General features: G+C 62.5%; 14 protein-coding genes. 10 read left to right on the top strand and 4 right to left on the bottom strand.

Features of this window, described 5'->3' with window-relative positions; genetic code table 11:
• The 4 genes from X771_RS0134465 to X771_RS144770 form a co-directional block, all read left to right on the top strand.
• A partial coding sequence (locus X771_RS0134465) for a LysM peptidoglycan-binding domain-containing protein (RefSeq protein WP_031215432.1) occupies positions 1 to 358 on the top strand: 358 nt, incomplete at its 5' end.
• A 229-nt stretch (positions 359 to 587) separates the two neighbouring features.
• On the top strand, positions 588 to 923 hold the full coding sequence (locus X771_RS144760) for a metalloregulator ArsR/SmtB family transcription factor (protein WP_023689134.1): 336 nt from the start codon (positions 588 to 590) through the stop codon (positions 921 to 923).
• Positions 924 to 947: 24 nt separating this feature from the next.
• Positions 948 to 2,828: an ABC transporter ATP-binding protein/permease gene (locus X771_RS144765; RefSeq protein ID WP_023689133.1), complete on the top strand. Its 1,881-nt coding sequence runs from the start codon at positions 948 to 950 to the stop codon at positions 2,826 to 2,828.
• 284 nt (positions 2,829 to 3,112) lie between these two features.
• Complete coding sequence (locus X771_RS144770) at positions 3,113 to 3,448, top strand: antibiotic biosynthesis monooxygenase (RefSeq protein WP_023685667.1); 336 nt, start codon at positions 3,113 to 3,115, stop codon at positions 3,446 to 3,448.
• On the opposite strand, the gene X771_RS144775 is transcribed toward X771_RS144770, so the two are convergent.
• Complete coding sequence (locus tag X771_RS144775) at positions 3,427 to 4,317, bottom strand: SMP-30/gluconolactonase/LRE family protein (protein ID WP_031202885.1); 891 nt, start codon at positions 4,315 to 4,317, stop codon at positions 3,427 to 3,429. The two genes, X771_RS144770 and X771_RS144775, sit on opposite strands and share 22 nt — an antisense overlap.
• Before the next feature lie 223 nt (positions 4,318 to 4,540).
• Between X771_RS144775 and X771_RS144780 the strand changes: the two genes are divergently transcribed.
• On the top strand, positions 4,541 to 5,800 hold the full coding sequence (locus X771_RS144780) for a DUF4375 domain-containing protein (protein ID WP_023689131.1): 1,260 nt from the start codon (positions 4,541 to 4,543) through the stop codon (positions 5,798 to 5,800).
• A gap of 11 nt (positions 5,801 to 5,811) precedes the next feature.
• Here the strand turns inward: X771_RS144780 and X771_RS1000000165955 are convergent, their stop codons facing one another.
• Complete coding sequence (locus X771_RS1000000165955; RefSeq protein ID WP_280941997.1) at positions 5,812 to 6,474, bottom strand: lysozyme inhibitor LprI family protein; 663 nt, start codon at positions 6,472 to 6,474, stop codon at positions 5,812 to 5,814.
• Positions 6,475 to 6,543: 69 nt separating this feature from the next.
• On the opposite strand from X771_RS1000000165955, the gene X771_RS144785 reads away from it, so the two are divergent.
• Both X771_RS144785 and pssA read left to right on the top strand, forming a co-directional pair.
• Positions 6,544 to 7,482 carry a phosphatidylserine decarboxylase gene (locus X771_RS144785; protein ID WP_348625475.1) on the top strand — a complete coding sequence of 313 codons (939 nt, stop codon included), beginning with the start codon at positions 6,544 to 6,546 and terminating at the stop codon, positions 7,480 to 7,482.
• A 3-nt stretch (positions 7,483 to 7,485) separates the two neighbouring features.
• Positions 7,486 to 8,301 carry a CDP-diacylglycerol--serine O-phosphatidyltransferase gene (gene pssA, locus X771_RS144790; protein WP_023672701.1) on the top strand — a complete coding sequence of 272 codons (816 nt, stop codon included), beginning with the start codon at positions 7,486 to 7,488 and terminating at the stop codon, positions 8,299 to 8,301.
• Positions 8,302 to 8,461: 160 nt separating this feature from the next.
• Here the strand turns inward: pssA and X771_RS144795 are convergent, their stop codons facing one another.
• Entirely contained in the window at positions 8,462 to 10,684 is a 2,223-nt protein-coding gene (locus X771_RS144795; RefSeq protein ID WP_023689129.1) for an AMP-binding protein, read from the bottom strand.
• Between the two features lie 199 nt (positions 10,685 to 10,883).
• On the opposite strand from X771_RS144795, the gene X771_RS144800 reads away from it, so the two are divergent.
• Both X771_RS144800 and X771_RS144805 read left to right on the top strand, forming a co-directional pair.
• A complete protein-coding gene (locus tag X771_RS144800; protein ID WP_023689128.1) occupies positions 10,884 to 11,372 on the top strand; it encodes an antitoxin Xre/MbcA/ParS toxin-binding domain-containing protein in 489 nt (162 codons plus the stop codon).
• Positions 11,369 to 11,875, top strand: coding sequence for an RES domain-containing protein (locus X771_RS144805; protein ID WP_023689127.1), 507 nt, complete (start codon positions 11,369 to 11,371; stop codon positions 11,873 to 11,875). Before X771_RS144800 ends, X771_RS144805 begins: the two co-directional genes overlap by 4 nt.
• Positions 11,876 to 11,878: 3 nt before the next feature.
• Here X771_RS144805 and X771_RS144810 read toward each other — a convergent pair whose 3' ends face one another.
• Entirely contained in the window at positions 11,879 to 12,289 is a 411-nt protein-coding gene (locus tag X771_RS144810) for a 4-oxalocrotonate tautomerase family protein (protein WP_023689126.1), read from the bottom strand.
• A 111-nt stretch (positions 12,290 to 12,400) separates the two neighbouring features.
• On the opposite strand from X771_RS144810, the gene X771_RS144815 reads away from it, so the two are divergent.
• Positions 12,401 to 13,264, top strand: coding sequence for a LysR substrate-binding domain-containing protein (locus tag X771_RS144815; RefSeq protein WP_023689125.1), 864 nt, complete (start codon positions 12,401 to 12,403; stop codon positions 13,262 to 13,264).
• The last annotated feature ends 22 nt before the right edge of the window (positions 13,265 to 13,286 follow it).

The following is a 13,286-nucleotide window of genomic DNA, read 5'->3' as shown; positions in this document are numbered from 1 at the left end:
TGCCCCGGCGGTTGCCGGGGCACCTGCGGCACCGGCAGCGCCCGCCGCTGAGGCTCCAGCCGTCGTCGCGGCGGCAACGCCCGACGTGCCCGAGACGGTGGCGCCAAAGCTCGAACATGCAGACGGCGCGGTCATCATCCGCAGGCACGACACGCTGTGGCGGATCTCACGGCGCGTCTACGGTCACGGTGTGCGCTTCTCGACCATTTATCTCGCCAACCAGGACCAGATCAGCGATCCCGACCGCATCTGGCCGGGGCAGGTGTTCAAGGTTCCGGAAAAGTCCAAGGAAGGCGAAGCCGCCGACCTCAAGGCGATGGGCGAGCAGGTGACAACGGCGCCGGTGAAGACGCAGTAGCGGCCGAGCGCTTGATCTCCTCCCTTGAGGGGGAGATGGCCGGCAGGCCAGAGAGGGTCGCCGCGCATAGAACGCCGACCTTCTCTTTGCTGCAAACGACGTTGCGTCAGGACGTACCGACCCCCTCTGTCGCCTTCGGCGACATCTCCCCTCGAGGGGGGAGATTAGGTCGCTCTACCCATCGGGTTAGCTTGCCACGCACCCGTTCATCGTCTATCGCCGATGAACGATGGCAGACTCGCTCGCTGAACCAGACCACGCAAACTGCGCACCGCCCCAAAGCCGCGCCGTTGCCGCTCGCTTCGCCGCACTCTCGCACCCGGCGCGCATTGAGATCCTTAGACATCTGTCGGCCAGCCGCTCCTGCTGCTGCCGTGAGGTTGTCGACCATCTCGATCTGGCGCAGTCCACCGTGTCCCAGCATCTGAAGATCCTGGTCGAAGCCGGGCTGGTCCGCTTCCAATCCGACCGTCAGCGCTCGCGCTACGAAGTCGACCGCGCCGCGCTCGCCGACGTTTCCGCATCGCTGACCGCACTCGTCAATTCCTGCTGCTCCGGCCGCTGATTTCTCACCCAAAAGGCAAGACAAGTGGCAGAAAAAACCGTTTCCGATAGCTCGACCTTCAGCACCTTGCGCAATCTGTGGCCCTATATGTGGCCGGCCGACCGCGCCGATCTCAGGGCACGCGTCACTTGGGCAACGCTGCTTCTGGTCGTTGCCAAGCTGACACTGGTTGCCGGGCCGTACTTCTTCAAATGGGCGACCGATTCTCTGGCCGGTGACGCCAAATCGCCGCCGCCGCTGCCATCCTTCCTGCTGGCGCCGGTGATGCTGGTCGTCGCCTACAATGTCGTGCGGCTGGTGCAGCTTGGCTTCAACCAGCTGCGCGACGCGCTGTTTGCCCGCGTTGGCCAATATGCGGTGCGCCAGCTCGCGTTCCGCACCTTCGTTCACATGCACCAGCTGTCGCTGCGCTTTCACCTCGAGCGCCGCACCGGCGGCCTGTCGCGCATCATCGAGCGCGGCACCAAGGGCATCGAGACGATCGTGCGCTTCATCATGCTGAACACGGCGCCGACCATCCTCGAATTCGCGCTGACCACCGGTATCTTCGCCTACACCTATGGCTGGAAATATGTGGTCGTGGTGGCGGCCACGGTGTGGCTCTACGTCTGGTTCACGGTGCGCGCCAGCGACTGGCGCATCTCGATCCGCCGCGACATGAACGACAGCGACACCGACGCCAACACCAAGGCGATCGACTCGCTGCTCAACTACGAGACGGTCAAATACTTCAACAACGAGGGTATGGAGGCTGAGCGCTTCGACCGCTCAATGGCACGCTATGAGATGGCGGCGACCAGGATCTGGACCTCGCTCGGCTGGCTGAACTTCGGCCAAGGCATCATCTTCGGCCTCGGCACCGTTATCGTCATGTGCATGTCGGCGCTGGAGGTGCAGGCCGGCACGCAGACGGTCGGCGATTTCGTCTTCATCAACGCCATGCTGATGCAGCTTTCGGTGCCGCTCAATTTCATCGGCTTCATTTACCGCGAAATCCGCCAGGGGCTGACCGACATCGAGCAAATGTTCGACCTGCTCGATGTGCCGCAGGAGATCACCGACAAGCCCGATGCCAAGCCACTCGCCGTTACAGCCGGCAAGGTCGAGTTCCGCGACGTGCATTTTGCCTACGATCCCAACCGCAAGATCCTGAAAGGTGTCTCCTTCGAGGTACCGGCCGGCAAGACGGTGGCCATTGTCGGACCGTCCGGCGCCGGCAAGTCGACGATTTCGCGGCTGCTATTCCGCTTCTACGACGTCCAGGGTGGTCAGGTGCTGATCGACGGCCAAGATGTCCGTGATGTGACGCAGGCGAGCCTGCGCGGCGCCATCGGCATGGTGCCGCAGGACACCGTGCTGTTCAACGACACCATCGCCTACAACATCCGTTACGGTCGCATCGGTGCCAGCGAAGAGGATATGCAGAAAGCCGCCGAGCTTGCCCAGATCGGCCCGTTTATCGAACGGCTGCCGGAAGGTTATCGCTCGATGGTCGGTGAGCGCGGGCTAAAGCTGTCGGGCGGCGAAAAGCAGCGCGTGGCGATTGCCCGCACGATTTTGAAGGCGCCGCCGATCCTGATGCTCGACGAGGCGACCTCGGCGCTGGACAGCCACACCGAACAGGAGATCCAAGCCGCCCTCGACCTAGTCAGCAAGGGCCGCACCACCATCGTCATTGCCCACCGCCTGTCGACGGTGATCACCGCCGACGAGATCATCGTACTCAAGGACGGCGAGATCGCCGAACGCGGCACCCATGCCGAGCTGATGCGCCAACATGGCCTCTACGCCTCGATGTGGGATCGCCAGCGCGAGGCGACGGAAGCCGAAGAGAGGCTTCGGATTGCCAGGGAGAGCGATGAGTTGGGTGTGGTTGTGCGCAGAAGGACTTCGGAGGTGAACTAGGCGGCGGAGCGCCAATCTCCCCCCTTGAGGGGGAGATGTCGCCGAAGGCGACAGAGGGGGTCACCGCGCGTGGAGCGCTAACCTTCATCGGTCGCAAGGGGGCGCATCCAGTCGAACCGACCCCCTCTGGCCTGCCGGCCATCTCCCCCTCAAGGGGGGAGATACGCAGCGTCGTCGCCATCATCACCACCGAAAATTTCCCCTTGACCTCAACCTAAGTTGAGATCGCAAACCCTTTCCTGAGCCACCGAACCCAAGTCGTTCAAGAACGGAGACAGATTCAAATGGATAAACTTGCCGAGGCAGCCGTGTTCAGGGTCGACAAATTCGTCGTTCCTGCCGAGGCCCGTGAAGAAATCCTTCGCAAGGTCAGGGCGACTCATGAACTGCTGCGTCTGCAGCAAGGCTTCGTCCAGGATTTCGTGCTCGAGCAATTTTCGGGTCCGGGTGAGTTCAACCTGGTCACCATTGTCGAATGGGAAAACCAGGCGGCCGTCGACAATGTCGTGCCGATCGTCAAGGCGGCCCACGAGCGGGCGGGCTTCAACCCGCAGGAGACCATTGCCCGGCTGGGTGTGAAGGCCGATATCGCCAACTATCAGCGTCTGCCTGAGATGTAGGAGGGCCAGCCCGTGCCAGGTGCTGGCGCCTCGACGCTCAGCACCTGGCCGGTGCGGGCATCGCTGATCATGTTCTCGAAACCACGCCATTGGGCGGCAACGATGAACAGCGTCTTGCCATCCAGGCCGCCGAGCATGCAGGCAAAGCAGCCGCGATCGGCATTGACGGACTGCAAGACCTCACCACCTTCGCGCACCCGCACACAGCGTTTGTTGGGAACATCCGCATACCAGGCAGTTCCTTCGGCATCGAGGCAGACGCCGTCGGGAAAGCCATCGAGATCGGCCCAGACGCAGCGGTTGGAAAGCCCGCCATCCTCCGCGATATCGAAGGCGGTCAGCCGGTTTGCATGCGACTCCGCCACGATCAGTGTCCTGTTGTCCGGCGTCACCGCCATGCCGTTGGCGAAAGCGATGTTCTCGGCCACTTGTCGAACCGAGCCGTCCGGCGTGATCAGCACGATGGTGCCGGGCCCGAAATGCTCGCCCGGTGCAGGCGCCGACCCGCCGCCATTGACATAGATGTTGCCGCGCCCGTCGACGACGATCTCGTTCCACGGGCTGTTTGACAGCGACCGAAGATCGGCATGGGTGGCCAGCGTTCCATCCGCCTCCTGCCGCAGCAACAAGCCATCCCGACCCGAGACGATCAGCAATCGGCCATCCGGCAACCAGTCGATCGAATAGGGCAGGATGGCCGGCACGGTGAGCATCACCTGGTTCCCGCCGTCCTCATCCACCGCGACGATCTCTCCGGTTCCCCAGTTGCAGAGCCACAGGCGTCCGTCGTGCCAGCGGGGAGACTCTCCGAAAGCGAGGCCTTCTGTAATGACCTTGGCGTTCAGGGCGACTGATTTCGAGGATGGCATCTCTGACCCTGGTTTGTCGACTCGCCGCAATTCGGCATTGTCGCGAAGCGCTTTCCTGCCAAGGACGTATGAATCTGTGGCGCCCCGACACCGTCGACAATTTCGGCAAACCATCGTGCGGATACCTCTGGATCAGAGTGCCTTTAATCCTTGAGGGCAGCTGATATTGTCGCGTCGGAAATAACCCGTTCGCGCAAGTTTTGCGACCAAGAGAGTATTTTCGATGTTCGGTTTCTTTTCCCGCAAATCCAAGAAAACGCCCGAGAAGTCGGCATCAGATTCTGGAAAGCAGTTGGAATTCGGCCTGCCGTTGCCAGTCGTCGTACTGCGTTCGAACGTCGAGGATCCTGATGAAGAGCCGTTTTTTCTCGTCTTCGCTGTCATGCAATTCGTCACAGCGATGGTTTCCAAAGGACTCTATCGTTATCCCGAAATCGACACCAAGGCGATGCAGGTCCTTCATGCCGACTCGTACTCTTCGGAGGTAAAGAACGGCGGCCATAGTCAATTCATCCACAATGCCGGGCAGGAAATCGGCGCCATGATTGCCAACGCACGAGCTGGACTCACTGCTTGTGGCGCAAAGGGCCAGCTTGCGACTTTGGAAAAGATGTCCAGCTGGATTGCAGACCATCCCAACGAAGCCGCCCAGCAGACGGGCTTCGAGGGCGGGCGGGATGATTTTCTCGATACACTTGATCATGCGTTCTACGTTGCGGATGAGGCCGCGCCCATGGAAAACCTTTTGGCGCGCTGGATCGCGTCATGGCCTGATCTGCAAGTTGTCGATAGTGACGATTACGACGACGTCATACACCGGCTGGTGATGGCCAATCCGAAGCGCGAAGGCAGGCTTCTTCATAAGTCCGTTGGCAACTTGGCAGGCCAGATGATCTTGAGCTGGCGCGATGTCGGGGCCGGCCTTGCCTGCGCCAAGATCGCGCCGCCCGAGATCAAAATCGCGTTCGGCATGGCAAGGATGCTGAACATAGAAGGAGAGAAACAGCTGGTTTTTCAACTTCAGACCAGCGCGAAGAAGACCCGACTATGCAGTGCGACGGAGACACACGTCACGGTCTACGAGTACATCGCTCCAGAAGAGTTGCTTGTCATACCGCCAGGCGAGAGCCCGCTAGCGGCTAACGCCCCGAAAGTTGGCGCCAAGCTTGGCATTGCTGAAGAGCCCGAGATCACAGCGGTCATTGAGCTGGCGGAACAATACCATGCTCCCGCCGCCGTCGACCTCCTGCTCCGCAAGGCAGGCTTCGACCCGACGGATGCCATCGTTTCTGCGAATTCGGTGGTGCAGAAGGAGGAAGGAGCAATCGTGAATTGGGTGGTGCTGGCGTCTGACCGGACCTTCCTCTCCCTGTCTTCGCCCAATGGCAGTGTGCTCTTGCGTGGCGAGGATCACGAAAAGCTCGCCGAGGCTACGATGCCTGAACTCAATGCCCACTTTGATCGCTCCGCTGCGGCGGGTTAGCGACAGCAAGCCTACTTTTTCTCCGTCAGGAAGAACGTGCCATCGGCATGGCCGTTGGCACCGCATGACAGGGGCTCCGATTTGCCATCCTTGCCGGCGCCGTTCTGCTCGACGACAAGCGCATCGCCGTCGCGGCGAAAGGTGAAGACGAATCCAGTCGGTTTGTCGTTGTCGTCGGTGTCCTCAAGTCGAAGCGTATTGCGCTCCTCGACCGTGCCGTCGATCTCGCATGACCCACTTCCCGAGACTGGATTGGAAACGACATCTTCCGAGATTTCGACCTTGCCTCCGCCAACAGCCTTGATGTCGACGCTGCCGCGCACGCTGCTCCATGTGCCGATCAAACCTGCATCGGGGGGCTTGCGTATGCCGGACAGGAAGGTTGCGCGGTCGCGCAGGAATTCGCCGAGATCGAAAGTCTGTTGGTTCTTGGGCGAACTTTCGTTGAAGCCGGCGATCTGGTCGCGATACGCGATGAAATCGCTTTGGTCGTCCCGCAGCGCCTTGCCGGCATGAGCATCGAGCCTCTTCAGCAGCGCGGTATAATTCTTCGCGACGTCGGCATCGGCTTGCGCCAGGACCGGATCGGCGCAAATGGCCTTTTCCGCCACGCTGGCGGCCTTGGCGCAGTCGAAGGATGGCTTGCCTTGCGCAACTGCGTGGTCGCTCGNCAGACGTGTGCTCTTCCGATCTCGCTCGCTGCCACAAGTACGGTCAAAACGGCACCCACGGCTGACGATCGTATGGCAACAAGATACGTTTTGCCTGAATTTGGCGCCATGGCAGTCGGCCTTTTCGCCGCGCGTTCAGCCGGCGTTGGCCCGAATTCTGGCGGCAAAGCAGCCGACAGGCAAGCACGTCACCGTTCCTGCCGGCTGCGGACGATGCGGCCTTGCCCAATGTTGCGTTGCGGCAGCGGAGCCTTTCCGGTATTGAGGCCGGACCTGAAACAGGGACCGCCCCCATCCCATGAGCCCCATCCGATGAGCCTTGTCGATTCGATCAAGAATGCCTTCGTTCCGATCCATCGCGAGGGCTATCCGTTCATTGCCGCCTTTGGTGCGGGCACGCTGTTCCTCGGCTATTTCTCCTCGGTCCTGTTCTGGATCGGCCTGATCCTGACCGCCTGGTGCGTCTATTTCTTCCGTGACCCCGAGCGTGTCACCCCGGTCGATGACAGGCTGGTGGTCAGTCCCGCCGACGGCGTCATCTCGGCGGTCGGCCCGGCCGTGCCGCCGCGCGAGCTTGGCCTCGGCAACACCGAGATGACCCGCATCTCGGTGTTCATGAACGTCTTTTCCTGCCATGTGAACCGCGCTCCGGTGCGCGGCCGCATCACCAAAATCGAGCACCGGCCGGGCAAGTTCCTCAATGCCGAACTCGACAAGGCAAGCTCGGAGAACGAGCGCAACGGGCTGGTCATAGACAGTCCCAACGGCATCGTTGTCGCCGTGCAGATTGCCGGCCTGGTGGCGCGCCGCATCGTCTGCTGGGCCGAGACCGGCGGCTCCATTGCCGTCGGCGAACGCTTTGGCCTGATCCGCTTCGGCTCGCGCGTCGATGTCTTCCTGCCGTCGACCGCGGTGCCGCGCGTCGCCGTCGGCCAGACGGCGGTCGGCGGCGAAACCGTGCTCGCCGAATTCGGCGGCGTCGCCGCAACCCCGCTCGTCAGGATTTCGTAAGCGGTGGGCGCGCCGTTCAAAAAGTTCGAGGCCCATGGCAGCGGCGGCCCGCGCATCCGCGAAATTCCGATGCGCATGGTGCTGCCCAATCTGGTCACCGTGCTTGCCATCTGCGCCGGCCTGTCCGGCATCCGCTTCGGCTTCGAGGGCCGTTTCGAGCCGGCCGTGGTGATGGTGCTGCTCGCCGCCTTCCTGGACGGCATAGACGGGCGCCTGGCGCGCATGTTGAAGGCGACATCCAAATTCGGCGCGCAGATGGATTCGCTGGCCGACATCGTCAATTTCGGCGTCGCGCCGGCACTGGTGCTCTACGCCTTCTTGCTCGACCGCGCCGGCTCCTTCGGCTGGATCGCAGCTCTTCTGTTCACCATCGCCTGTGGCCTGCGGCTGGCGCGCTTCAACGTGCTCGACGAAGACCATGACCGGCCGATCTGGCAGAGCGAATACTTCGTCGGCGTGCCGGCGCCGGCCGGCGCCGTGCTGGTTATGCTGCCGCTCTATCTGTCCTTCCTGCGGCTCGGTCTCGAGCCGGACCGCCTGACGGCATTCGTCGCCACCGGCTTCACTGTGCTGGTCGCTTTCCTGCTGGTCAGCCGGCTGCCGGTCTATTCCGGCAAAAGCCTGAAAGTGCCCGGCGACAAGGTGCTGCCGATCATCCTGGCGGTCGTTCTCTACGTCCTGCTGTTGATGACCTATCCCTGGTACACGCTGACCGCCTCTGTCGCAGGCTATCTCATCTTCCTGCCTTTCAGCGTGCGGGCGTATTCGAAGCGCGCCAAGCGCGAGGGCGAAAAAGTGCCGCCGTCGGATATTGGGTAGTTGTTATCTCCCCCCTTGAGGGGGAGATGTCGCCGAAGGCGACAGAGGGGGTCGGTACGCCCCGGACGCGACCTCGTTTGAGCGAAGAGGACGTCGGCGCTTCACGCGAGGCGACCCCCTCTGGCCTGCCGGCCATCTCCCCCTCAAGGAGGGAGATACGCTAAGCCGCCAGGCCCAGCCCCAGCTTCTCGATCGCCAGGTTCCGCGTCGAGACATAATCCGTCTTGCCGGAACCCAGCACCGGGATCTCCCCGACCTTGACGATGTCGTTGGGCACCATCAGTTCGGCCGCACCTGCCTTCTTGCCGAAGGCGCGCAGTTCTTCCGGATCGGCGTCGTCGGCGGTGGTGACCAGCACGATGCGCTCGCCGCGCCTCTTGTCCGGCACCGCCACCGCGGCGTGGCGCTCTTCCGGCCACAGCGACTGCACCAGCATCTCGACGGCGCCCAACGACACCATCTCGCCAGCGATCTTGGCGAAGCGTTTTGCCCGGCCGCGAATGGTGATGAAGCCTTCGCGGTCGACCGAGACGATGTCGCCGGTGTCGTGCCAGCCGTCCAGCGGCTGCAATTCGCCGGGCCGGTCAGCGGTCATGTAGCCCATCATCAAATTCGGCCCGTCGAGCCACAGGCGGCCGGCACCCTCGATACCCTCGACCGGTTCGAGCTTCATGCGCATCGCCGGCAACAGCCGTCCGACCGTGCCGTCGCGACCATGGATGGCGGTGTTGACGGCGACGACGGGAGCGGCCTCCGTCAGCCCGAACCCCTCGATGATCGAGGCATCGAAGCGCTCGCGATAAACGCGCCGCGTCTCCGGCTTCACCGCTTCCGCGCCGGCAACGACGAAGCGCAGGCTGGAGAAATCGCCATCCTTGGCGGTGCGGACATAGTTGGCGAGGAAAGTGTCGGTGCCGAACATGATGGTCGGCTTCACCTTGCGGGCGATCTCCGGGATGATCTTGTAGTGCAGCGGTGACGGGTAGAGGAACAGTTTCACCCCGGTCACCAGCGGCAGGATGGTACCGCCGGTCAGGCCGAAAGAGTGAAAAACCGGCAGCACGTTGAGCAGGATGTCGGACGGCGAAATGGTAATGCGCGCCTCGGCCTGCATGGCGTTGGCGTGGAGATTGCGGTGCGACAGCACCACGGCCTTGGGCGTGCCTTCCGAGCCTGAGGTGAACAGGATTGCGGCGGGCTTGGCCGCATCCTGCCGCTGCAGCGGGAACCGCCAGAGCACCGCTGCTGCGAGCTTTTCCAGCGTCGTGACGCTTGCGCGCACATCCTCCAGCCACAGCATTTTGGCGCCGCCGGCCTCGATCGCGACGATGATGTCGGCAAGCGCCGCCTTCTCGACGAACGCGCGCGAGGAAACCACCGTTCGGATGACTGCCGTGCGCACCGCGGCGGTTACGCTGGCCGGCCCTGCCGTGTAGTTGATCATCGCCGCTACCCGGCCGGCCGAGAGCAGGCCGACGAAGGACAGCACCACGCCATTGGCGTTGGGCAGCAAAACCCCGACCGCTTCGCCGGGCGCCGCCACCGCCTCGAAACGGCGGCCGAGCACGCGCGCGCCGATGAACATTTTTCGATAGCTGAGCGAACCGCTGATCACATCCTCGATGATCGGGTGCGAGGCGCCCGTGCGATCCGCGGCATCGCGCATGGCCAGGAACAGGCCGCGATCGAGGTTGCTGCCATAAAGCCGCGCCTCGGCGATGCGGTCGAACAACGCATTTGTGTTGGAAGCCTGGTCGGGGTTGCGCGCCACCAGTTCGGCAATCGTCATTGGCTCCAGCACGCTGATCGAGAGTTTTGGGAACCAGTGGCGCGGCGCACGGTTCTTTGGCGTCAAGGAAACCGGCAGGTCGCGCGAGCCGGTGACGAAGATCGGCACGATGCGGGCGTCGGCCTGTATGGCGATGCGGGTGACGGCGCGGAACAGGCGAAACGTCTTCACATCGGGCTCGACGTCATCGGGCAGATAGACGGCAAGCCGGCCTTTACCCTTCAGCACCCTGACCAGCCGCCGGCTGACGAAGAGATGCTCGGCGTTGAAGGCGATGGTGCGGCCAAGCTCGCGCCAAGGCTCCATCCAGGGCGAACGCGCCGAGGCCTCGTCGAGAATGTGCAGCGTGTCGTCGGGCAGCAGCGACAGCATCAGCGCCGGCTCGAAGCGTGACTGGTGCGAGACCACATAGATCACCGGCGTCGGCGCGTTGCGGGCAATGCGGATGCGCCGGTCATCGATCCGGTAGGCGAGCTTGAACGGCACATAGAGTAGCGCCTGGGTAAAGCGCAGGTCGAGACGAAACGTCTCGATCGCGCCAATCAGCAGCCAGGCCAGCACGAGGCCTGCAAGCAGCGCCAGTGTCAGGATCATGCCGCGTCTCTCCCAACGGTCCGGTATGCGGCTCTTCGTCCGCTTCGAGAGCAGAGGGTAGCGCAATGGGGAGCAAGGTCAATGCGCGGGTGCGAGGGAGCGGTGTTCCACCTGACCTCACCAGGCAATGACCCAAACGCAGGCCTTGAAATGTTGCGACACGTGTCGTAAATAAAGCGACACGTGACGGAGAGGTAATATGGTCAGTTCCCCGCTGGGTTTTGCCGAGGCACCACATATGGAGCCGGAGTTCGAACGAATGGTCGACCTGTTTGGTGGACGGAAGGTTCTTGGATTCTCGGTAGCCAGTCCTCTTGAGGCACATGAAATGATCCTGCATGGAATTCCGGGCCAGGCGCTCGAAAGCCTCGTCAGGCATCTGATGGTCATTGATCCCGCCGATGCGTTTGAGACCGCATTCGGCATGAGCGAGCGGACATTTCAGCGGCACAAATCGGATCACTCCAAGACCCTCAGTCGGGAGCAAGGTTCCAGAACCTGGAACTTCGCCAAGCTCCTGACAAAGGCCACGTCCGTGCTCGGGACTCAGGAAGACGCGGAAAAATGGATGATCGAGTCTGCCATGGGTTTGGACAATCGCCGGCCGATCGATCTGCTGGCCACGGCGGCGGGCACTGCGCTTGTGCAGGAGTTTCTTGAGCGGCTCGACTATGGTGTCTACGCGTGACGCCTTTGCCGGGCTCCCTCGGAACAGGGCAGTTGTTGGGCTGGAGGCTTGATCACAGACGCTTCAAGGCGAGCTGGGACAGTGGCGAAGGAGCCTTCAAGCTTGGGGGAAGGTGGAACAGCAAAGGGATCAGAGCCGTATATGCGTCCATCGACCCATCGACCGCCATCTTGGAGGTGGCGGTCCACAAGGGGTTTCGCACGCTGGATACTGTCCCTCACGTGCTGACGGCATTCGACATCGTCGATCCATCAGAGATTTATGTGGTCCAAACCGACGATATTCCGAACGCGAACTGGCTGCGTCCCGGCATCCCGGGCGCGGGACAGCAGCAGTTCGGCGATGGTCTGCTGGCAAAGCATCCGTTCTTTCTGATCCCCAGCGCGGTATCCCAGCACAGCTGGAACCTGGTGTTCGATCCCAACCGGGCGGCAGGCCTTTATAGCTTGCATCTCCGGGAGGATTTCGCGCTTGATACAAGGCTTCATCCTCCCGCTGGGTAGCAATCAGGCCGTGGCCTTCAGCCGCCCACTGATGAACCGGAACTCCTGCGACTTGCCGCCATAACCGTATGCCGCGGCCGGGACTTCATGCACAAAGGCATAGCTTTCCTCGTGCACACCACCCAGCAACTTACCGAAGGCCTCAAAGATCGCCTTCAGATAGGCTTCCAGCTCCAGCTTGGTGTTGGTGCCGTCGACCACCTTGATGTCGAGCCAGAAAGTATTGGCGCCATGCTCTGCCAGCGACTTGCCGCCGGCGAACCAGTGCTGCGGGTCGATATAGGTGACAGCGACGGCGGTGATCGTCGGGTCCTTGCGCAGATAGGTTGCGGTCAGGCCGGTGATTTCCTTGGCGATTGTGGCGGACAGCTTGGCGTCGGGCTTGCCGGTGACGCTGATGTTGATGATGGGCATTTTCTCTCCTTCGTTTGAGCGGCGTCTGTTTGCCGTTGCAGAGACAGTGCCACCGTCTTTAAATCAAAAAAATCGAATTGTTTCGAACAAAAGGTTCTGTATTATCGAAGTATGCAAGCTCTCGATCCCGATCTGCTCAAAACCTTTCTTGCCTTTGTCGATGGCGGCTCGCTGGCTCAGGCTGCGTCTGTTGTCGGTCGCTCGCCCTCGGCGGTGACCGCGCAGATGCAGCGTCTGGAGGAGATCGTCGGCGAACCGCTGCTGGTGGCGCAGGGGCGCGGGCGCGGGCTGACGCCGGCCGGCGAGGATCTTGTCGGTCATGCCCGCCGCATTCTTGCCGTGCACAGCGAGGCCTGGCTGGCGCTCAAGGGCGCGCGTGCCGCTGGTCGCGTCGCCATCGGCACGACACAGGATTTCGCCGATAGCGGCCTGCCGGAGCTGCTGCGCGCCTTCGCGACCAGCCATCCGCGCGTCAGGGTCGAACTCCGCGTCGGCCGTTCGGCCGAGCTTGGCGAGGCGCTGCAGGCCGGGCAGCTCGATCTGGCCGTTGTCATGCGCAAGACGCCGGCCAATGACGAAGTCGGGCTGTTCAGTGAGCCGATGCTGTGGCTGTGCTCGCAAAAAGGGCTTGCCGTGCGGGAAGAGGAATTGCCGCTGGCGCTGCTCGACCCCTATTGCGGCTTTCGCGAAGCAGCACTCGCGGCCCTCGATGCTGCCGGCCGCCGCTACCGCATTGCCGCCGGCAGCGCCAGCCTTGCCGGCTTGCGCACGGCGGTCAATGCCGGCATCGCGCTGACCTTGCGCACCGCCCGCTTTGCCCATTCAGGCATTGCCGAAGCACCGCGCGAATTCGCCCTGCCGCCGGTGCCGACAGCGCAATTCGCGATAAAACTCGGCCAGGGCGCCGAGCGGCCGGCGCGCGATCTTGCCATCCTGCTCAGCGACAACCTCGCCTTGCCCGGCTTTGCCGGCTGATGCCCAAAAGAAAAAGCCGACC

The sequence above is a fragment of the Mesorhizobium sp. LSJC269B00 genome (assembly GCF_000502815.1).
In the GTDB taxonomy this organism is placed as follows: domain Bacteria; phylum Pseudomonadota; class Alphaproteobacteria; order Rhizobiales; family Rhizobiaceae; genus Mesorhizobium.
The sequence above is the reverse complement of the archived record's forward strand: the minus strand, read 5'-3'. Positions and strand labels throughout refer to the sequence as shown.